Source organism: Acinetobacter sp. C26M (assembly GCF_023702675.1).
Classification (GTDB): Bacteria; Pseudomonadota; Gammaproteobacteria; order Pseudomonadales; family Moraxellaceae; genus Acinetobacter.
This window is the reverse complement of sequence record NZ_CP098478.1, coordinates 324,519-344,380: the sequence shown is the minus strand read 5'-3', so window position 1 is coordinate 344,380 and position 19,862 is coordinate 324,519. Positions and strand designations below refer to the sequence as shown.

The window sequence follows — 19,862 nt, the reverse complement described above, 5'->3', positions numbered from 1 at the left end:
GACATTTCTCCCTTATGAACTCGAAGGTTCAAAGTCAGACAAGAAACGATATTCTGCGACTTGTATGTTATATATCGGTTTTTCTGTATTTTGTTTTAAACAAGTGGCAACATCGTTGGCGCCGTTGTTGTCGATACTTTTGGTTAAACAACCTTTTTTAATATCGTTATCTGCTGTAAATAAAGCATCAGAGGTAAGTAAGCCCTGCATCACAGATACAACATAGACGCGTAAGCGAATATTATTTTCAGTTTTTGCACCCAACACTTCTGTGCCACGAGACAAATCTGCAAAAGGGGCTGTAGATCCAATTTCTCTTTTAATATAAACCTGTGTAACCACCTGTTTACGGCCACTTGACTGAGATGCTGTATCATTAGTTGCATTATTTGGATCAATCTTACAGGCACCACCATTAGTAGCTATTGGCTCAAAAGCCGTACTATTTAAGCGATAAGCAGCTTTACTTAATGCAAATGGGTTTGGACCAGAAAAACAAAATACCAACTCAGCATTTTTGTTATTTTCATTTTTAAAGAACCCGACTACACCATTGGCTGAAGCCAAATTCTGCTGCGTATTGGGATCTTGAAAATACATCAGTGCGGCATCCGCATTTTGTGCCAGTAGTGCCTGTATTTGATGATTACTCACCAACTTGAGCGAACTGATACTTTGACGAATCGCCAGCGTCCCGACAATCGTGATCATCAATACGATCATCAGTACAACAATCAATGTTGAGCCTCGTTGAACATATCTCATGTGCCAGCCCCCCCGTTTGTGCAGCTCGTGCTTTTACTACTGTCACAGCCTTCCGAAACCCATCCCATCGCATTTCTTAAAGCAATGGTTTGATCAACTACCTGCCGTAAATAGTTATCCTGAGAAGCAGGTGTGAGATTGACTTTTGTTCCGAGAATCTGAAATGGTTCTTTATTTCTTTGTTTAATAACCGACTGATTGCCCGTTTTATCATCAGAGCGAACTAAAACTCCAATTTGAATCGCATGAACATAAGGGCGAACTGTCTGTGTAACACCATCAACATTCTTTTTGGCTGCGGTTAATGCCATATAGTTTTTAACATCAGTATAGGCCAATACACTATTCGCACTGTTGAGATCACCATCCATATAGCCCAAACGAATTTGGAAAAGATCCACATTCGGCAAAATGACCTGACTGGTCCCCCAAGATAGTTTCAAACGGTCTGTTGTTGTTTTTGCATCTAGAGATGTTTGTGTATATTGAGCGGCTTGGCAGCGCAATGATTGACGCAAATCAGTTGAAGTTGAACCAACATAGTAACGCTGTACCACAAAGGTTCCGCTTGCAACATCTTGGCCAGAACAATCAATTCCTCCCTGAGGAGCTTGATAGCGAATAAGCAATTGGTCATTGGTCAGTCCAGTGACATTGGCATTCCCAAAACTGGCAATCTGATTATTCGAAAAACAATCAGTGCAATTGAGGTCAATCTTTTCACCCACATTAGTTGAGCTGAGTAAAATTCCGGCATAAGTTGTTTGATCATTAATTGCAGGGGTTGGTGAGCTTAGATTGGATTTACGAATATCATCTACAATAAAATTCAGTCCTAGACTGGCATTATCTTGGATATGCGCCATTGCTTTTTGTAGTTTATAACTGGTGATTCCTGTAATAAAAAGTTGAATAGCTGCCGCCACAATAAGCAAACCTAATGTCAGCGAAATCATCAGTTCTATCAGGGTAAATCCAGCCTGAGTCTTACTATATTTTAGATTAAAGAGGCTCGTTTCCATTTCAATATGCCTCCAAGAACAAGCAATGTGATCCAGAAACATAAGCACCGTCTTTGATACATGCTGCGATGCCTTGGTCACTTGCTAGATTGGTTTCATCCCAAGCGACATAAATACATTGTCGATTATTTCCAGTCGGACACTGATCAATCGCAAGGTTCATCCCATTATTTTTTGCTTCCAATGCCGCATTCTGTAAATCTTGTAGGGCAATTTTTTCAGGTTTGTCAGCTACCATTGAGACATCCGTTTTAGGAACCTCGACCGCTTTCACCTTATATTTTCCAGCGCGAGTTGCTTGAGGATTCGCTCGCATACGTTCTGCTAAATCCCGCGCGATAGTTGTCGCCAGAACCTGTTTACTCGCCTCAAAACTGGAATCAATAGCCCGTAACTGTAAAGCAGCAAAACCGAGTACGCTGATTGCCAATAAAACCAGAGCAACCAATACTTCTACGAGTCCAACACCTTGTTGTTTTTGAATATTCATGTGCAAGCTCCCTCTTTGATTGTGGTATCTCCAATCACCCCAACCTGAATACAATAAGAAAGATTTTGTCTCTGTAATATAAAGTCCTTTTGTGCTGCAAGACTGCCATTACGTCTAAAGCTAAGATTGGTCGAGGAGCTATTAGCACTGGTCACACCACGATCTAAACGTACAATAAAAATTCGTTGTGTTTCTGCTTTTGGAATGGCAATGGCTGTAGAGCAATCGTCATCCGATAAAGAAGCTAAGCAGACTCCCGTACTTTGTCGTAACAAAACAGCTTGACTGCGCGCTTCTGAAATTTTCATCACCAGTTCACGAGCAGAAGATTCTAGCTTTTGGCGGCTATACATGGTTGCAAATGAAGGTGCTGCAAGCAAAGCAATGATCGCAAAAATAGCAATCGTGATAATCAACTCTACCAACGTAAATCCTGAGCGAAGATGAACAAAGCTAGGCTTTGTCTGAGCGCAAGACGAAGAGCTATGCCCGAAGTTGAACGGATGATTTTGAGCCGTACTCGCCACTACCGCAAGACGAGAAGCTATGCTTCGAGTAGAAGAATCGGTAAAGCTATGCTCTTTCTGAGCGCAAGACTGTAAGTCATCATGTGCTTGTTGCATACAGTCCTCCATATGCACAAATCTTTTTGTTTTAACGAGCATTTCAATTATTTTTAATAAACTTTGACTCTACACATTATTTTCGCTGCACCTTTAAAGGTGTTTCTTTGTTAAGTAAGTAAAATCAAATCGTTATATTAATGAAATGAACGCTATTTTCGTGATTGTTTTCATGTTTAATACCAATTTCCGTCTAAAATACACCAAAATCCACCTTTAAGAGATAAAAGGTAGGTAAGGGCAGATAAATGATAAATAGCTCACATTTATTAATTATTGTTGTTAAAAATATTAAACAGATCACAAAATGGATCTACATAAAAAAAGCAAACATTGTAATGTTTGCTTTTTTAAAATATTCATCATAAATGTGTTAATGAAATTAACGGCCATCCCAGTTTGTCGTTGCTGATGGAGTACATGCAGAGCCATTATTCTTATCAGAACCTTTCACCCAACATTTTTCACCGTGATGGTTGAGCACAAGATGACCATCACCTACTTGTGAAGTACCTGTTTTAGGTGTAGCAGTTAATGCCCAAGTAGATGCTGTTGTTGTCAGCGTCAAATCATATAATGGTGTTCCAGACCTAGGTGTCACTGAACTACCATATACGCCAAATGCTCCTGTCAATGCTGCATCAGTATAGGTCCCTCGAGTAACTTTAAACTGACTGAGCGTATGTGCAATCATCATCATTTCAGACTGTGCATCTGTCCGCTTTGTTCTTTTTACATATTCCTGATAGGAAGGATAAGCAATTGCAGCAAGTATCGCCACAATCGCCACTACAATCATCAATTCAATCAGTGTGAATCCGTTTTTATAATTCACTACCAGTCCTCACTTCCTGCACCACACTCCACCTTGGCAGGTGGGATGCTTGCACCAGGGTTAATATTAATATTGGTTGGCGTAATTGTTTTACATCTCATACCAGCACTCGTAAGGACAAAAGAAAAATTTTTTATATCACTACTTATTGCAGTAATTACCCAGCTCTGCCCTTCTGCACTAGATGCTGTTAATAAGGGATTAGCATTACCTCCATCCAAAATAGTAACTGTATAGATCGGATTAGCACTCTCTAAAGGTAGAGAGAGTTTTTGAGTTACAGAATCAAAACTATCAACTCTTGGGGATGGTGGTGTTGCATATAAATATCTTGCATTAAAACCTTTATAAGTAAAATTTTTAGACTTATGTCTTTCCAATTGCTCAGCAAGTTTTTGAATTTCTTGCTGTGCCTGTGCTGCTATTGCTCGACGTGTAAAATGCTGATAACTAGGAATTGCAATTGCTGCAAAAATTGCAACAATTACAACTACAATCATCAATTCAATAAAGGTAAATCCTGAGCGATGCGGTATATTTATCATCTTAATTCGCCTTGGCATAACGTTCATACCAACGATTTGGAATAAAACGCATTGAACCACCAGCGGTAATATACTTCTGTCCTGCCTTGCATGCAGTTCCAACACACCCTACACCAATATCTGCTGGGTCTTGAACAACAATAGATTTCGTTTCTCCCCCGCTAACTGAGCCAACATTTAAAGAATTAATACCAGCGCCTAAGTTATACATATAATTTGCATCTTCAGAGCAAACCCCTGTCGGCAAGCATATACGTTGAGTAAAGCTATGTCCTTTTACTCCAGCCCCACAACTTGATGAGGTACCATTATTCGATGCATCATACATTGTGACATATAAGTTACCTTCCATTGCTATGAGGGGTGCTAATCCCTTAATGATACTTGGTCCAGCATCTACCCGGTTCACTCCTGTTGAACTGAATTTTTTCTCGAAAAGATAATACCAGCCCCCCCAACCTGATTCTGAATTTGCATCCGCACCTTTCACCAGAGTAGTAGCTGTATCATTACGAACTACATCATTATTACTTATATATTTTAACTGGCTTGTCGAAGCTGTTCCCATATCTGTTGCAGCCAATGTTCTCGCTGCAACATGTGAAGCTGGGTAAAAAGTCCCATCTGGATGAATTTCATAATCATAGATTGCATATACACCATCAAATTGCAAACCTAATGGATCTGTTTTACCTGTTGCTGTTGGAGAGTCACTCGTCGCTAGTAATGGAGAACTTTTATTTCCTGATATAAAGCTAACAACGACTACATTTGCTCCTTCTTTTTTACCAGCACTATGATGAGCAGTAAATACTGGCGGCAAATAGAACCTAGGACTCGTTCCATCTGTCTGGTGTAAGTTTAAAATTTTTGTACCTTGAGTATTAAATTTTTCTTTACTACGAGCAAAGTCTACACGGAATGCTTGTCCAGCTAAGTCACCAAAATAAATGTGATCAACCATACCATCATTATTACGGTCTACTGTTTTAATCTCACTGGCGATACTGTATGTTAAATCATTATTAACTAAATGGGGAATGGCTTCAGTCGTGGATGTCCCTGCTCCAGAAGTAGGTGTTTCAGTATCAGGTTCCGCATTTGCATCGGCATACCATAACAGATCACCATTATCAGCATCAAACATATACACACCAGCACCACGCTTGTTACCTTGCTTATAGTTATATATTTCATAACCAGTATAACCGGTACGAATACCATTAGCCCAAGTACCATCTCCCTGCGGTCCACCAGCATCGTATCCCCCACCAACAAACATCACCAGTTTCCGCTTACCCTTCCAGTTAACATAATCGATTTTTGGTTTAGACCAGCTTTGCCCCATGTTTTCTATTGCTGAAAAAGATTTACCTTCAGGATGTGCTGCAGAATAAACTTTTCCTGTGCTTGGGTCGATATGGAATTTTAGTTTAGGGGTATCAATATCTGTTAGATCTAATGAATAATAGCTCCGACCACCCATGCGCATACCACCATATACCCATTGTTTACCACTTAAGTTCTCTTTTTCTTCTTTAGTGGAGCCAATCACATTACGCACAGTTCCTTTAACTGTTAAAGTACCATCTGATTTAGTGACATAAACCGTATGTGCTGTCCATTCACCATCCATTCCATAGTACAGAGCATTCTTTCCACCAGCTAAGCTTCCAGCATTCTCCTTAAATGTTTCAGACTGCTTCTCAATCATTTCTTTTGGAACAAAGCTAAATTTTTCAACCCCACTAGAAGCATCCACGACACTTAATAAACCTTGAGTCGTACCGAACATGACATAGTCTTTACGCCCTACTGTACTAATCTGCACTTTATTTGTCGTTGCATTCGTCTCCGCAACCGCCTTACCCTCTTGAGTTAAAAGGATAGGAAGTGAGTGATAGACACTCCCCATTTGGCGTAAATTTGCAGGTGCTGTAGTTAAGTCCAAACTATTTGTTGCAGTTTCAGCACTAATATTATATCCCAACAGTGCCATTAACCCTCTTACACGAGAAGCAACATCCGTTTTCGTTGTATTATTAGTGGTGTAATTATAATCAATACGATTTAAAGAAAAATTCCGACTGACTCTATTAGCTTCATCTTTTGTTCCATCAAATGTGTAATCCGTTAGGAGTTTACGTCCTGCTGTCGTGCTAGACTCTCCGTCATCATTCGTTGTAGTTACTGTACCTAACAGTAATTGGCTTAGTGCACCACCTTTCTTATAAATTGGAGTATTTTCTGGATAGGTTATACCTGATTTCGCCCAGATATCAGCCAAATCTTGCAACTGACTCCTCAAAACAACCGTATTAGTAGTACCACCACTTGCACTGGAATAAACCCCATTATTTACAACATAGTATTTTTTTAAATTACCAAACCAAAGTTGTTGTTGATCAGCAGGGTTTACTTTAGGTTCAAATTGCGGGAAATAGGCATAAGATTGAATGATACTAGGATTTAAAGCATCCATAGGAATTGTTGATGAACCTGTACTCATACTTGGTACATCTTTATTTAATTTATTAATAAAGTCATTAATACTTTTAGAAACGTCTTCTGGACTTGAACCTGCGATCCAACCACCATCCCCAACAACACCCCAGTCTTTCGCATCCTTAATGTCATCAGACTCTGTAGCTCCTCCACCAAAGCTACTGCCAAAGCCAACCACTGCTGTCTGAATTTTCAGCGCTGTTGGATTCTGATTTGGATCAAGTAATGCTTGAGCAAATTTACCAACACAAGCCCAGCCATTTGCCGGAGCATCATATCCAGTTCTTTTGCCTAAAGGACTTGCTGAGCAACTAAATAAACTTGATTTTGAACCTAGAGCAGTACTCATCAAACTATATGCTGTGCCACTCTTCCCATCTGAACCAGTAACAACTCCTCCAGGCTGAGGTTGTCCATCCGTTAAGAAATATATACCTTGTCCACTACACTCTTTTTTAGCTGAATTATTTTTCTGAGATGTAATAGAAGCTGGACTTTCATACAATCCATCTTTCTGTGTATTTGATGACGATAGAGCAAAACCAGAATAATTATAGGGACTAGGGCCAGTATAGTAATACCCAGTATAAGAATTTCCGTCACTAGTAACAAAGGTAGATTTATTAGTGGCTTTTGTATACCCTGGTGGCGGTGTAAAAGCACTACCAGCATTATTCCAATAACTCCAACTTGTACAGTTAGTTTCACTCCAGACCGTACAATTTGCATAATATCTTGTACTATTACCCACTCTATTATCATCCATACCAAAATAGACTTGTAGATTATTTGGCATAGTCGTGACAGTTGTTGTCCCCATTAAATAAGCGGCAGCTTCTGCATATGCGTAGGGTGTAGGCGTACCGCCACTAGCATCTAGATTTTTTAAACTGTTTAGTAATAATTCACGCTGTAATACATTTTGTGTTTCCCATTCTGTATACGTTTCTATACGCGGCACTTGTTCAGTACCTATTTGAACTTGTATAGGTCTTGTTCCCATAACAGCTGGAACAGCTGGGATCACATCATAGAACTCCCGACAATTATAATATCCACTAATTGAACATGAGGTAGATAATTTACTACTATCAAAGTTGGGGTTCTTAGGTACGGTTGATGTAAGATTTGACCAAGACGTACACACTTTCGTTGTAGTATTCCACGAGCATGTACTATAACGATAATTTGTACCAGTAGAAGTTAGTGTTACTCGACGCCAATAAAGGCGGTTATATGCAGGTACTGCTGGAGTGATAACATATTCTTCCTGTCGAGTCTCATAAATTGGCACAGTGTCATAAACGGTTCTTGTTTTTGTTACCAGCACCTGTTTTGTTACTCCAGATTCAGCATTTAATGCTCTTGCTGGCACGCGAATATAACCATTATTTGAGGCAAAACTAGAAAGGCCAATAATGATTTTATCATCAATTCGTGGAACTGTTGACGTCCCTTCCAATACTTGACGTAAACCATCTTTTAAACGAGTTAAGCGGTCATAACATCTATACGAATTATCAGACTGTTTTTCACAACCTGCTACCCATTTTCGATTTGCATCTGTTGCTGAAGGGGACCAATACCCCGTAACTTTTTGACTTGTAGTGTTGGCAGGTACAGCACAATAATAACGAGAATAATATGAAGTTGAGGATGAATCTTCTTTAACATTAGTCCGTGAACCAACACAAACATTATAATCTTCCTGAATACTCATCGACGTATTTGAATAGCCGAGCCCGTATCCCATACTCCCTGATAAATCCAACATCATCATAAGTGTTGTTGCCCCAACACTATCCTCTGGAACTTTATAAATTTCCAAGTCAGCTGCGTAAGTTGGTATACTTGTACATATCAACGATGTAATTACAGCAGTCGCCATACCTACTTTTGTCTGATTCAGCCAATTGTTCTGTTGCACCTCTAAACGTGCATCATTTTGGTAAACTTTTTTAGTTTCTAGTTTTTTCATGATTTATTTTCCTTTTTTAGGATGCACGTACAGTCTTGATGGTGTATTCCATTTCTTGCGTACTATATGGAACATTTTTCTTCGACAAACAATCAGTAACCGTATCATTTGAAGCACCATCATCAACAAAACTTGTATAATCTGTTAAGCAAGTATTGATATCCGAGCGAGAACTATCACTCAAATTTGGTAAAAGCGAAGTAGCAGTAATGGTGACCTTTTGAATACCTGTACTTTTTGAACTTTCTTTATCATCGCCTTCCATCATATGTTCCCAATCGCGATCATTCGCAGCTGCCCGCACCGTTACTTGTGTCATTACAGCATTACGGCTACTCAAAAAATCTGTTATGCGACTCATTTGACAGAAACCATTTTTCCCCATTTCTGTATTTTTAATCGTCGCTCCATCCCAATAAACAACGCTTGCCAAACGACTGCCTTCAAAGTTATCCGTGGTCCCTCCACGAATACAAAACACAAGCTCTTTTCCTTTATTTTCAGGTCTTAAGGTATAATTCAACATACCATCACCAATACGCATTTGAGCAAAGGAAAGCTCATTATCTGTTTTATTTTCCAAAGTAAAAAAAACAGAGTCACTCGTTTGTTTGAGTAAAGCCTGAGCTTGGGCATTCGTTGCAATTTTTAAAGAATTAATACTCCCTCGTATCGCCCACGTCCCAGCTAAAGTAACAAGAACGAGCATAATTAATACGACAATAAGGACCGAGCCAGACTGTGATTTTTTTCTTTTTTGCATTCTCATACTAGCTTCCTTACTGAATACCAAAGCCATTACGTATCGCGATGGTTTGTGTAACTACACTACGCAAATAAAGTTTGTTTTTATCATCTGTCTTTAACTTTTCATCAACATTAAGAACTTTATATTTTTGATCAGCATCAAAAAATTGATTATTTCCGCCAGTATCTGTTGAACGTACAAGCAAACCTATTTGTAGTGAAACAATTTGAGGCTTTTCACCTGTTAAAGCTCGATAATTTTCAATATTCATATAACTAAAACAATCTAATCGAGTATCAGGAGCAATATTAGCTATACTACTGGCAGCTGTTTCTGTAACCGCATCACAGCTCGAATTTGCTCCATCAAATGCAACACCTAATCTCACACTAAAGTGATCAGCCCGAGGAATAATAATTTCACCATTTCCAGCCAAATTTAATGTCGTATTCGTTTTTGCACTTGCCGCAGTATAGCGAGCTGCCTTACAGGCCAAGGCAAGAGGTTGATTTGGATCACTCCGATTGTTATCAGCTCTTAAAAAATAGCGCTCCACCACATAGTCACCCGAAGCTAAGCCCCGACCTTCACAATCATATTGATTTGCCGTACTAACATGATATTGAATAACTAACTGATCACTTTGCTGGTCTTTCAAATTTGAAGGACCAACTGAACCCCGAGTTAACAAGCCTGAATTTATGGTAAAAGTAGGTAAATTTGCAGATATATTATTTGCAGCAAGTACAACACCACCATATAAAACCCTGTCATTAACATAAGGTTGGGATGAGTTGTAATTTGCTAAGCGAATGTCATTAATCATTGTACCCAAACCAAATAATGTCGAATTTTGCAAATTCATCATTGCCTGTTGAGTCGTAATACTGCGTTGGCTTGTCAAAAATAGCTGAATTGCTACTGCACTCACTAATAACCCCAAAGCAAGTGCAACCATCAATTCAACCAAAGTAAACCCAGAATAACGCTGAGCAAAGTGCGCTTTTACTTGCAAAGTATCATCCTCATAAGTAGAGATAAATTTATTCTCTAAATTATATTTAGTTAATCGACACCGCATTCTAGAATGCCTCCATAACTAAACACTTGGTATCGGCTTGATAAACACCTGTTCCAGTATCAACACATTGACTAATATTACTCGCTGTAATAATTGTCTTACCCCAAGCAACATAAATACAGTTCAAAGAGCTTCCTACACAATTTGCAATAATAATTGTCTGTCCTTGGGCATTTATTTTCTTAAGAATTTCAGCCGCATCATGTTGTGCCATCACTGTGGGATTACATTTAGGTACATCTATTTTTTTAGTAGCTGGACTAGCATTCCGAGTTTCTGTACCAATGCAAGTTAACTTACTGTCATCGGCTGCTTTTGTATTTATTGCCGTTTTATACGCAGCTAAAGCAGTTCTATTTACACGTATTCTTTCAGCTAAATCTCGTGCGGTATTCATTGCAATAGACTGCTCTGTAGCCTCTTGTGCTGCATCTAAAGCTCTTAATTGTAAAGCTGAGAACCCGAGTACACCTAAGGCCAAAATTACAAGTGCAACCAAAACCTCAACTAAACCAACACCTTGCTGAGAAAATTTTATCATGTGCAAGTCCCCGAGGTAATACTATCAACAGTACCTACTTTTGAAATTAAAATTATTTTGCTCTGTTTTAGCACTGAATCACACAACGTAAATTTAATTGGCACAATCTCATCTATAGTTGGAGGATTTGTTGGAGGATTTGTTGTTAAATCTGTCGGATTACTAGCGATGTAATTAGGATTAGGAATAGGTCGTGTATTTAAAGAACTCGTTAAACCATTTGCACCAAATTTTAAAATCACATCTCCATGATCCATATAATCACTTGTGAGATTCAAATTCCCTACCTTCACAGACTGATAATATGTCGTTGCTGTATTCAACGGACATTCTTCATTTTGACTGACTATAGGGCACTTTTTGATTGTTATTTCTTTTTGCAATCCAATTGCCTTACCTCTCACCTCACCAAAAAACAAAGCATATTCTTTCGCTTTTGTCTCTAGTTTCTTTCTCGCAATTAAATTACCAAACGAAGGAACAGCCATCATCGCAATCACAGCCAACACCGCAATCGTCACTAGTAACTCAATTAAGGTGAATCCCCGAGTTTTCCCCATTTCCCCAGCACCCTATTATTAAAATTCACTACTCTATATTAAATTTTATTTTTACAGAACCAATACAAAGCAGATAAGCACCAAAAAAAAACGGATGGAGTGCAATCCATCCGTTTCCATTTCACATTTTTCTAATAAAATTAGGCTTGTATCACTTGGATACGCAACTCTTTTGGTAGACTAAAAGTGATATTTTCCTCTCGTCCTTGTAACTCTTTGGGTGGTGTTGCACCCCAATCTTGTAAACGCTGAATCACTTGTTTAATTAGAATTTCTGGTGCCGATGCACCCGCAGTTACACCAATTTTGCTTTCCGATTTAAACCAATCTTTTTCCAGCTGATCTGCATTATCAACCAAGTAAGCAGATTTCCCCATACGCTCTGCCAATTCACGTAAGCGATTCGAGTTTGACGAGTTTGGAGAACCAACAACAAGAACTACATCACACTGCTCTGCCAAATCACGTACCGCATCTTGACGGTTCTGGGTGGCATAGCAAATATCATCTTTACGTGGGCCTTGAATTTTTGGGAATTTGGTCCGCAACGCATCAATTACTTTGGCGGTATCATCGATTGAAAGTGTAGTTTGCGTTACAAAAGCGACCTTATCTGGATGATTTACCATTAAGGCTTCAACATCTTGTTCATCTTCGACTAGATAAATTGCGCCACCTTTGGTTTTATCATACTGACCCATGGTACCTTCAACTTCTGGATGGCCTTCATGACCAATCAGAATGGCTTCGGTCCCTTCACGTGCATATTTCGTCACTTCAATATGAACTTTAGTCACTAATGGACAGGTCGCATCAAATACTTTTAAACCACGACGATCAGCTTCTTGTTGTACCGCTTTAGATACGCCATGTGCACTAAAAATCACAATAGAATCATCAGGAACCTGATCCAACTCATCGACAAAAACAGCACCACGCTGACGTAAATCATCGACCACAAATTTGTTATGCACCACTTCATGGCGTACATAAATAGGCGGGTTAAAACACTCCAGTGCCCGATTGACGATTGCTATAGCACGGTCAACACCAGCACAAAAGCCTCGTGGATTGGCCAACACGATTTCCATAACATCCTCTCTCATCAACTGAATTTTTACACCAAACTATTTCGTTTAATGGCACGCTACACTACAATAGCCAAGATATTTTATCATATTCAGGAAAAATATCATGTCGGGTCTATTGTTTGTCGTTTCTGCAGCCTCAGGAACAGGCAAAACATCTTTGGTTAAAGCCCTACTCGATCGAGTCAGCAACTTACACGTTTCTGTCTCACACACTACACGCGGTCAACGCCCTGGTGAACTCGATGGTGTTCACTATCATTTTACCAATAAAGAAAGCTTTTTAGCACAGGTTAATGAAGGCGGTTTCATTGAATATGCGGAAGTATTCGGAAATTATTACGGTACCTCCCAAGCCAAAGTAAAAGAACAACTACTACAAGGTCATGATGTTTTACTTGAAATTGACTGGCAAGGTGCTGAACAGGTTCGTCGACTTTTCCCTGAATCAAAACAAATATTTATCCTACCTCCAACACAGTATGATTTAAGACAGCGCCTTTCAAATCGTGGTACAGATTCTGTTGAGGTGATTGAGCATCGTTTAAGTTGTGCAGTTGAAGATATGCGTCATTATGCAAGTTTTGACTATGTCATTATTAATGATGATTTCAATAAAGCGGTTCATGATTTAGAAGCGATTATTGCTGCAAATCGTTTAGTCACTTTGCAACAAAGTGCGCGCCATCAACAATTAATCGAAAACTTGCTTACCCTTGATCGCGAATAACTTGAGTCTAGCCTAAAAGCCTTTTATACTACTCAGTCTTTTCAAATGTAATGTTCATCAAACGAGACAACTTATGGCACGTGTAACCGTTGAAGATTGTTTAGACCATGTAGATAACCGCTTCGAGTTAGTACTGGTAGCGAGTAAACGTGCACGTCAATTAGCACGTCAAGGTATGGAACCAACTGTAGAATGGGACAATGACAAACCAACAGTCGTTGCATTGCGTGAAATTGCAATTGGTCATGTCACTAAAGAAATTTTAAAACAACGCGATCAAGACTACCAGACATCAAACCTTGATATGGTACTGTCTACAAATTCATTAAACTTAGAAGGTTTCACTTTCTAAATCGAATTTGTTACGCGTAAAGCCCATTGTGAAGACTTTGGGCTTTTTTCTTTCTTGCAAAATTCAGTACATATTGATAAAAGCAATATCCGTGATTGAAAAAATTTACGAGTTTTTATAATGAACAAATTGACAAGTTTCTCAATTTGCTTTTCATTAGAAGATAGACGTAATGTTTGCGAATATTTAGGTTAAAAGTAAGTTTTCAGTGGATCAAATGAGGTTTACGACATTCATCATGCATTGAATACGTAAATTATCAACGCAATATATCGCTGAAGTATCAGCAGACATAGCATTTCTGAATTTAGGTTATAAAAGGTGTCATATGCCAGGCGAAGAGGTCAGCCAAGCCAAGCAGCAGCTCAGAGCAATTATTGAAGCCTATCTCAAAGATAGTGACGTTCAACGAGTGCTTGCGGCCTGTGATTTTGCTGATTTAGCGCATAGCGGTATTACCCGTAAAAGTGGTGAACCTTATGTACTGCATCCTATTGCAGTGAGTTGTATTTTGGCGCATATGCGTCTCGATGCCGATACACTGATGGCTGCCTTATTACATGATGTGATTGAAGACACTGAATTTACTAAAGATGAAATTGGGCAAAAATACGGTTTAGTGGTCGCAGAACTGGTCGATGGTGTTACTAAACTCAGCCATTCCAGCGATAAGGAATATAACAAAGCCGCATCCTTCCGAAAAATTTTACAAGCGACGCTACAAGACCCTCGTGTCATTATCATTAAATTAGCCGATCGCTATCACAACATGACCACCTTAGGCGCACTGCGTCCAGATAAGCGCGCCCGTATTGCACAAGAAACATTAGATATTTTTGTACCTATGGCTCGGCTTGTTGGTATGAATGAGATGGCAGATAACCTTGAGCATCTGTGTTATCAAAATCTCGATTTAGATATGTTTAATGATGTACAAACTGCATTGCTGGAAACCAAGCCTAAACGTTGCGAATATCAGGCTGTATGGGAACAGAAGCTCTCTGAACTGTTAAAAGCATATGACCTAAAAGGCCGAATCAAGAAGAAAAACAACAATATCGAATTACTACGCCATTTTATTAAAAATGAAATTGACTTAAATGAGCTCAGTCACAGCCATGCCTTTGAAATTATTTTACAAAGCATCGCAGATTGTGACCGCTTAATTGAAGCCCTGAAAGATAATTTCCAAGTCTTACAATATAGCGACCATATTCGCCGCCCGTTACCCGGTGGCAATCAGTCATTAATGATCAAACTTAAAGGTGAAAAAACCACACTTTCATTGACCATTCAAACCGAACTGATGCGTAAAGCCGCCCGTTTTGGTGTGGTGCTTGGTGAAAATGCACCGCAAGCCTGTCGTTCAGCCATTCAAGCGTCTATGCAGAACTTGAATACCTTAATTGATAGTGGCTGTGCGAAGACCACCTTTAGTGATCTGCTCGATTATTTGCACCAAGAAAAAATTTGGGTTTATACCCCTCATGGTCAACTACATGAATTACCACAAGGTGCAACCGTAGTTGATTTTGCTTATTCAGCCAGCCTGTTTTTAGGCAACCACGCTGTTGGCGCCAAAGTTGATGGAGAAATCCGTCCACTATCGACACCATTGCACAGTGGACAAGTGGTTGAAATCATTACTGATGTATTAGCAACACCAAACCCAGACTGGCTCAGCTTTATTAATACCCAAAAAGCACGTCGTGCGCTGCAAAACATGCTTAGAGAGCAAGATATTGATGAGCAACGCTTGGTTGGACAACAAGCTCTAAATCGTGCTTTAAAATTATTCCAGCGTTCAATTGATGATCTATCACCAACCGACTGGATGAATGTACTTGAGTGGCGACATTTAAGTAGTAAAGATACGCTGTTCGAACAGATTGCGGTGGGTGATCTATTACCACAGTTGGTTGCAAATCATTTATTTGCACAGGATTACCACTCACAACATAATGAAGCATCAGATCGTCTGATTTTAGGTACAGAAGGTGTTGATGTAAAATATGCGCATTGCTGCAACCCTGTTCTTGGTGATCCAATCCAAGGACACCTATCTCGACGCGGTTTAATCGTGCATCGCTCACGTTGTCGTAATTTACTGCATGAACAACATCTACATCCAGAAAACATCATGCCGTTGCATTGGCAATCCGAAGAAATTGATGATGTTCGTTTTAGTGCTTACTTATGTATTCATATGGGCATGAATGATGAACAAATCTCTGATTTGATCTATCAATGCCGTAAAGCCAAAACGGGTGTAGAAATGGTTCACTCTCAAGACCAAAAAACCTATGTTAACATCGTGGTCAGTAACCGAAATCAAATTGCACAAATCATTCGAGACTTACGCATGCACTTCGGTTTCCCACGTATTGAACGTCTAAATATGCCCAGTGTGCAACCTGAAGTCTCAAAATTAGCAACGACAAACTAAATGCCAGCGCAGTGGTGAAATCAATATCTAAAGCATTTTATAGACATAAAAGTTCTAACAATATATCTATACAAGAGCGACTACACAGTATTCAAGACTTTCGTGCTTGAATTTTTGTGTTAAAGTCGCATGGTTTAAGATAGAAAAACGACCTAGGAGAGCTAAATGTCACGCCAAGTTATTCATACTGAACACGCCCCTGCTGCTATCGGAACATATTCTCAAGCAATTCTGGTTGGCAATACACTCTACCTTTCAGGACAAATTGGTTTAGACCCATACAGTATGGAACTTGTAGAAGGCATTGAAGCCCAAATCCGTCGTGTATTTGATAACTTAAAAGCAGTATGTACTGCTGCGGGTGGTAGTTTAGCTGACATTGCCAAACTGAACATCTTCCTTACCGATCTGTCTCACTTTCAGTTAGTTAACCAGATCATGGGTGAATACTTTGCTCAACCCTATCCTGCCCGCGCAGCATTGGGTGTTGCCAGCCTACCGAAAGGTGCCTTAGTTGAAATGGATGGGATTGTCATCATTCCATAAGCTGATATTTATCAAAAAGATATAAACTTTAAAAAATACCACCGATGATGTGGTATTTTTTTATTCAAATTCTCAATAAGAATATATGCATTGTTAGAATGAAATTCATTGACAAACGATAATAATTATCAATAATATCAATTATCGCATTTATATTTGTGGCTCACTCCCATGTATGTTTGTTTATGTCGTGGAATTACAGATCAAGATATCAAAGACGCCGTTGCAAATGGCGCTGAAAGCTATCGTGAAATCCGTGATCTACTCGACCTAGGTACATGTTGTGGTCGTTGTGCTCCTGAAGCTCGTGCAATTATTAGTGATGAACTTGCTGAAATTGCGGCACGCATCTCTATAGCTGCTTAGTTTATTTATAAAAAAATCCATAAGATTCAATTCACATTTTACGACTCCACCGCTTCTTGTAGAACCTTAAAAGTTCCTCATCAAAGCGGTTTTTTTATAAAAATCAGAATCATATTAGGATGTTTTTGATTGTGATTTTCATTTGCCGTTCTATAAATTACTCGCCAGATTATTGTTTGTTGATTAATATAATATAAATTGCCTTAGCAACTAGGGCATCATCTGGTGTTTTTGGAGTAAGAGCAATGAAAGGCAATCGCGAAGTTATCAATCAGCTTAATCAGGTGCTGTACCATCATTTAACTGCGATCAACCAATATTTCTTACATTCTCGTATGTTTAATGATTGGGGAATTGAGCAACTCGGTTCAGCCGAATACAAAGAATCTATTCGTCAAATGAAACATGCAGATAAAGTAATTGAACGTATTTTATTTCTCGAAGGTTTACCTAACTTACAGCATTTAGGTAAGTTATATATTGGTCAGCATACTGAAGAAGTTCTGAACTGCGATATTCGTAAAGTTAAAGAAAATATTGAAGCAATCAAGCAAGCGGTTGAACTTGCTGAAGCAGAACAAGATTATGTGACCCGAGACTTAGTCCAAGAGATTCTAGAGAAAGAAGAAGAATATTGGGACTGGCTCGATACCCAGCTTGATCTAGTTGAAAACGTAGGCATTGAAAATTATATTCAAAGCCAAATCTAATCTAGCTAGACCAAATCTAAAAAATAAAAGCCCTCGTTAGGGCTTTTATTTTTACTGAGTTTTATGATTCAGCTCGATAATCTCAGCCAAACTCAGCTTCTGCTTATATAGCTGATTTAGTACAACCAATTGCCGCTCTGCCTCAGTGATCTTTTTATTGTATACCAGCAATTGCGCATACTTTTTTAAGTTATAAGGTGTCGCCTTATTCTTCACCATTTCCCCAAGTTGCGTTAAATCTGCCTCAGACATGATTGTTTTTGGATTTAAGACAATCCAATCCAAACGCTGCTGAAACTGTGTAAGCAGTAAAATTTTTGAGCTTCCTAATATTTCAACTGTGGGTTGCTGCTTTTTAAAAACCAAACTGCTATTTTCCTGAAAAAGCTTATAATCTCGCCACATCAATAGCAAGATCACAATTACAACGAGCCAAATACAGCGAATCACATTTTTATGTAAAACAATTGCTTTTAGATTCGGGGTTTGTGCTTGAATCAGCCCCAAGAGGAAACCCATTGGAAGCAAAAAATAAGCATATCGTTGTGGAAACTCCAACATGGCATGAATCAGGATTGCACAGACCATTAAAATAGCAAGAACTGAGGTCGTATCTTTGGCATTTTTATTCAGCCAGAAGAGCCATAAGCCAATATACCCAATAATGAGAAACCCAAGGGGGATACCATTCCAGACTAAAATATCCAGAAATATATTGTGTGCACTGTTAAACCAAACCTGCACCGTATTAAAATCAATACTTTCAAAAACAGCAATACTGGTTTGATTCCAACCATAGCCAAACCAAGGTCTCTCAGCAATCGCATGTAAAATTTGTGTCCACATTCCGATTCGCTCATGCCCCGATCCTGCACGCTGAGCAATTGAGGCTGTTTGTGTGACACCAGTATCAATACTTGAGGTGAGTAATTGGGTTACCAGCGGGAGTAAGTAACTCGCAATAACAAAGTACAGTCCTACCCAGAGCAGTAATCTCGGAAAATTAAATCGAGGTGAGTTTTTATATTGTTTAAAAATCCAGTAAAAGAACAGAAAAATACAGACTACCCAAGATGTTCTCGACTGAGTCAGTGTAATTGCAAATAGCGTGACTAAACTTGTAGGAATTAACAACCACAAGGTAAGCCTTCTTTTCTCATATAAATATAAGCCTCCCATTAAGCCCATAATTAAGAAGGTTGCCAGATTATTCGGTTGCCCAAAATTAGCATACGGTCTGTTTCCTCTCAGCTTCATGACTGCATCAAAGTAAGCTTCAAGATTCAGCCACTGCAATATCGCCATAATGGCACTGATAAACGATATACTGAGTAATAAATAACTTATACCCAGCATAATCCTTTCGCGGTGCCGAGCCTGTAGGCTTAAGTTATATCCTGCAATAATCATGAACCAGAACATAAATAGATAAGCGAAGCTGAGAAATGCCGTACTGAAATCAGTGATCAAACCCAAAGCCCACTGACACATTGGAATTATGACGATCCCCAACATCAAAATTTGAGGTCTTGGGATTTTTATGCTTTTATTAAAGAATAGACCACCTACAGCCAAGGCTGCGCCAAAGCTCGCCAATTCACTGGAAAAAGTCACCCAAGGATACGTATGAAATGGAGAAAGCCAAGCAAAGCTGAGCAAAAGTCCAACAATTAAAAAACACAAAGCTTGCATATTTATCTTAAAAGAAAATTTGAACCATTATAGCCTGAAGTGATTTTGTGCAGCTCTTATTCCAGTAGAAAAAACTACATTTTGTATTACTTACATTAGTATTATCTATATCAAAGTCTTCCATCATCCTAATATCTTTTACTAAATACAACACACCTTGATATCCTCTAACAATCTAGTCGATTAAATAATTTTTAAGTTTCTTGACCTAAAATCAGGGAAATCAAGTGTTAAAGTAA

19 protein-coding genes are annotated in these 19,862 nt (G+C 38.9%); 6 read left to right on the top strand and 13 right to left on the bottom strand.

Annotation, left to right across the window (positions count from 1 at the left end; translation table 11 throughout):
* Positions 1 to 12: 12 nt before the first annotated feature.
* The 12 genes from NDN11_RS01600 to ispH form a co-directional block, all read right to left on the bottom strand.
* Positions 13 to 765, bottom strand: coding sequence for a pilus assembly PilX family protein (locus NDN11_RS01600; RefSeq protein WP_251110592.1), 753 nt, complete (start codon positions 763 to 765; stop codon positions 13 to 15).
* Positions 762 to 1,787, bottom strand: coding sequence for a PilW family protein (locus NDN11_RS01595; RefSeq protein WP_251110591.1), 1,026 nt, complete (start codon positions 1,785 to 1,787; stop codon positions 762 to 764). The genes NDN11_RS01600 and NDN11_RS01595 overlap by 4 nt, the downstream gene beginning before the upstream one ends.
* Before the next feature lies 1 nt (position 1,788).
* Complete coding sequence (gene pilV, locus NDN11_RS01590; protein ID WP_251110590.1) at positions 1,789 to 2,277, bottom strand: type IV pilus modification protein PilV; 489 nt, start codon at positions 2,275 to 2,277, stop codon at positions 1,789 to 1,791.
* Positions 2,274 to 2,900: a GspH/FimT family pseudopilin gene (locus tag NDN11_RS01585; RefSeq protein ID WP_251110589.1), complete on the bottom strand. Its 627-nt coding sequence runs from the start codon at positions 2,898 to 2,900 to the stop codon at positions 2,274 to 2,276. The genes pilV (NDN11_RS01590) and NDN11_RS01585 overlap by 4 nt, the downstream gene beginning before the upstream one ends.
* Positions 2,901 to 3,282: 382 nt before the next feature.
* The gene (locus NDN11_RS01580) at positions 3,283 to 3,699 is read right to left on the bottom strand and encodes a type IV pilin protein (RefSeq protein ID WP_502801364.1); all 417 of its coding nucleotides are present in this window, start codon (positions 3,697 to 3,699) and stop codon (positions 3,283 to 3,285) included.
* Between the two features lie 35 nt (positions 3,700 to 3,734).
* Positions 3,735 to 4,280 (bottom strand): type IV pilin protein, encoded by a 546-nt coding sequence (locus NDN11_RS01575; RefSeq protein ID WP_285292130.1) that lies wholly within the window; start codon positions 4,278 to 4,280, stop codon positions 3,735 to 3,737.
* Between the two features lies 1 nt (position 4,281).
* Complete coding sequence (locus tag NDN11_RS01570; RefSeq protein WP_251119299.1) at positions 4,282 to 8,763, bottom strand: pilus assembly protein; 4,482 nt, start codon at positions 8,761 to 8,763, stop codon at positions 4,282 to 4,284.
* A gap of 16 nt (positions 8,764 to 8,779) precedes the next feature.
* Positions 8,780 to 9,532: a pilus assembly PilX family protein gene (locus NDN11_RS01565; RefSeq protein ID WP_251110587.1), complete on the bottom strand. Its 753-nt coding sequence runs from the start codon at positions 9,530 to 9,532 to the stop codon at positions 8,780 to 8,782.
* A 10-nt stretch (positions 9,533 to 9,542) separates the two neighbouring features.
* Positions 9,543 to 10,469, bottom strand: a complete 927-nt coding sequence (locus tag NDN11_RS01560; RefSeq protein ID WP_251111464.1) for a PilW family protein — start codon at positions 10,467 to 10,469, stop codon at positions 9,543 to 9,545.
* Between the two features lie 124 nt (positions 10,470 to 10,593).
* Positions 10,594 to 11,133, bottom strand: coding sequence for a type IV pilus modification protein PilV (gene pilV, locus NDN11_RS01555; RefSeq protein ID WP_251110586.1), 540 nt, complete (start codon positions 11,131 to 11,133; stop codon positions 10,594 to 10,596).
* Positions 11,130 to 11,693: a pilus assembly FimT family protein gene (locus NDN11_RS01550; protein ID WP_251110585.1), complete on the bottom strand. Its 564-nt coding sequence runs from the start codon at positions 11,691 to 11,693 to the stop codon at positions 11,130 to 11,132. The genes pilV (NDN11_RS01555) and NDN11_RS01550 overlap by 4 nt, the downstream gene beginning before the upstream one ends.
* 140 nt (positions 11,694 to 11,833) lie before the next feature.
* Positions 11,834 to 12,784 (bottom strand): 4-hydroxy-3-methylbut-2-enyl diphosphate reductase, encoded by a 951-nt coding sequence (gene ispH / locus NDN11_RS01545; protein ID WP_251110584.1) that lies wholly within the window; start codon positions 12,782 to 12,784, stop codon positions 11,834 to 11,836.
* A 103-nt stretch (positions 12,785 to 12,887) separates the two neighbouring features.
* Here ispH and gmk point away from each other — a divergent pair, with 103 nt between their 5' ends.
* From gmk to bfr, 6 genes are all read left to right on the top strand, one after another.
* Positions 12,888 to 13,511 carry a guanylate kinase gene (gmk, locus tag NDN11_RS01540; RefSeq protein ID WP_167248623.1) on the top strand — a complete coding sequence of 208 codons (624 nt, stop codon included), beginning with the start codon at positions 12,888 to 12,890 and terminating at the stop codon, positions 13,509 to 13,511.
* Between the two features lie 73 nt (positions 13,512 to 13,584).
* Entirely contained in the window at positions 13,585 to 13,863 is a 279-nt protein-coding gene (gene rpoZ / locus NDN11_RS01535) for a DNA-directed RNA polymerase subunit omega (protein WP_004803954.1), read from the top strand.
* Positions 13,864 to 14,191: 328 nt separating this feature from the next.
* Positions 14,192 to 16,309, top strand: coding sequence for a RelA/SpoT family protein (locus NDN11_RS01530; protein ID WP_251110583.1), 2,118 nt, complete (start codon positions 14,192 to 14,194; stop codon positions 16,307 to 16,309).
* A 165-nt stretch (positions 16,310 to 16,474) separates the two neighbouring features.
* Positions 16,475 to 16,855 (top strand): deaminase RidA, encoded by a 381-nt coding sequence (ridA, locus tag NDN11_RS01525; RefSeq protein ID WP_004657462.1) that lies wholly within the window; start codon positions 16,475 to 16,477, stop codon positions 16,853 to 16,855.
* Positions 16,856 to 17,026: 171 nt separating this feature from the next.
* The gene (locus NDN11_RS01520) at positions 17,027 to 17,221 is read left to right on the top strand and encodes a bacterioferritin-associated ferredoxin (RefSeq protein ID WP_004776027.1); all 195 of its coding nucleotides are present in this window, start codon (positions 17,027 to 17,029) and stop codon (positions 17,219 to 17,221) included.
* 245 nt (positions 17,222 to 17,466) lie between these two features.
* Positions 17,467 to 17,931, top strand: coding sequence for a heteropolymeric bacterioferritin subunit Bfr (bfr, locus tag NDN11_RS01515; protein ID WP_004657459.1), 465 nt, complete (start codon positions 17,467 to 17,469; stop codon positions 17,929 to 17,931).
* A 51-nt stretch (positions 17,932 to 17,982) separates the two neighbouring features.
* On the opposite strand, the gene NDN11_RS01510 is transcribed toward bfr, so the two are convergent.
* Positions 17,983 to 19,623, bottom strand: coding sequence for a PglL family O-oligosaccharyltransferase (locus NDN11_RS01510; RefSeq protein ID WP_251110582.1), 1,641 nt, complete (start codon positions 19,621 to 19,623; stop codon positions 17,983 to 17,985).
* Positions 19,624 to 19,862: the final 239 nt, after the last annotated feature.

Excerpts from the sequence above, each read along its gene's own strand:
- NDN11_RS01595 (WP_251110591.1), bottom strand. The coding sequence starts at position 1,787 with ATGGAAACGAGCCTCTTTAATCTAAAATATAGTAAGACTCAGGCTGGA.
- rpoZ (WP_004803954.1), top strand. The coding sequence starts at position 13,585 with ATGGCACGTGTAACCGTTGAAGATTGTTTAGACCATGTAGATAACCGC.
- NDN11_RS01550 (WP_251110585.1), bottom strand. The coding sequence starts at position 11,693 with ATGGGGAAAACTCGGGGATTCACCTTAATTGAGTTACTAGTGACGATT.
- NDN11_RS01570 (WP_251119299.1), bottom strand. The coding sequence starts at position 8,763 with ATGAAAAAACTAGAAACTAAAAAAGTTTACCAAAATGATGCACGTTTA.
- NDN11_RS01520 (WP_004776027.1), top strand. The coding sequence starts at position 17,027 with ATGTATGTTTGTTTATGTCGTGGAATTACAGATCAAGATATCAAAGAC.
- ispH (WP_251110584.1), bottom strand. The coding sequence starts at position 12,784 with ATGGAAATCGTGTTGGCCAATCCACGAGGCTTTTGTGCTGGTGTTGAC.
- NDN11_RS01580 (WP_502801364.1), bottom strand. The coding sequence starts at position 3,699 with ATGATTGTAGTGGCGATTGTGGCGATACTTGCTGCAATTGCTTATCCT.
- NDN11_RS01575 (WP_285292130.1), bottom strand. The coding sequence starts at position 4,280 with ATGATAAATATACCGCATCGCTCAGGATTTACCTTTATTGAATTGATG.
- NDN11_RS01565 (WP_251110587.1), bottom strand. The coding sequence starts at position 9,532 with ATGAGAATGCAAAAAAGAAAAAAATCACAGTCTGGCTCGGTCCTTATT.
- ridA (WP_004657462.1), top strand. The coding sequence starts at position 16,475 with ATGTCACGCCAAGTTATTCATACTGAACACGCCCCTGCTGCTATCGGA.
- NDN11_RS01560 (WP_251111464.1), bottom strand. The coding sequence starts at position 10,469 with ATGGTTGCACTTGCTTTGGGGTTATTAGTGAGTGCAGTAGCAATTCAG.
- NDN11_RS01530 (WP_251110583.1), top strand. The coding sequence starts at position 14,192 with ATGCCAGGCGAAGAGGTCAGCCAAGCCAAGCAGCAGCTCAGAGCAATT.
- NDN11_RS01510 (WP_251110582.1), bottom strand. The coding sequence starts at position 19,623 with ATGCAAGCTTTGTGTTTTTTAATTGTTGGACTTTTGCTCAGCTTTGCT.
- bfr (WP_004657459.1), top strand. The coding sequence starts at position 17,467 with ATGAAAGGCAATCGCGAAGTTATCAATCAGCTTAATCAGGTGCTGTAC.
- pilV (WP_251110586.1), bottom strand. The coding sequence starts at position 11,133 with ATGATAAAATTTTCTCAGCAAGGTGTTGGTTTAGTTGAGGTTTTGGTT.
- NDN11_RS01600 (WP_251110592.1), bottom strand. The coding sequence starts at position 765 with ATGAGATATGTTCAACGAGGCTCAACATTGATTGTTGTACTGATGATC.
- NDN11_RS01585 (WP_251110589.1), bottom strand. The coding sequence starts at position 2,900 with ATGCAACAAGCACATGATGACTTACAGTCTTGCGCTCAGAAAGAGCAT.
- pilV (WP_251110590.1), bottom strand. The coding sequence starts at position 2,277 with ATGAATATTCAAAAACAACAAGGTGTTGGACTCGTAGAAGTATTGGTT.
- gmk (WP_167248623.1), top strand. The coding sequence starts at position 12,888 with ATGTCGGGTCTATTGTTTGTCGTTTCTGCAGCCTCAGGAACAGGCAAA.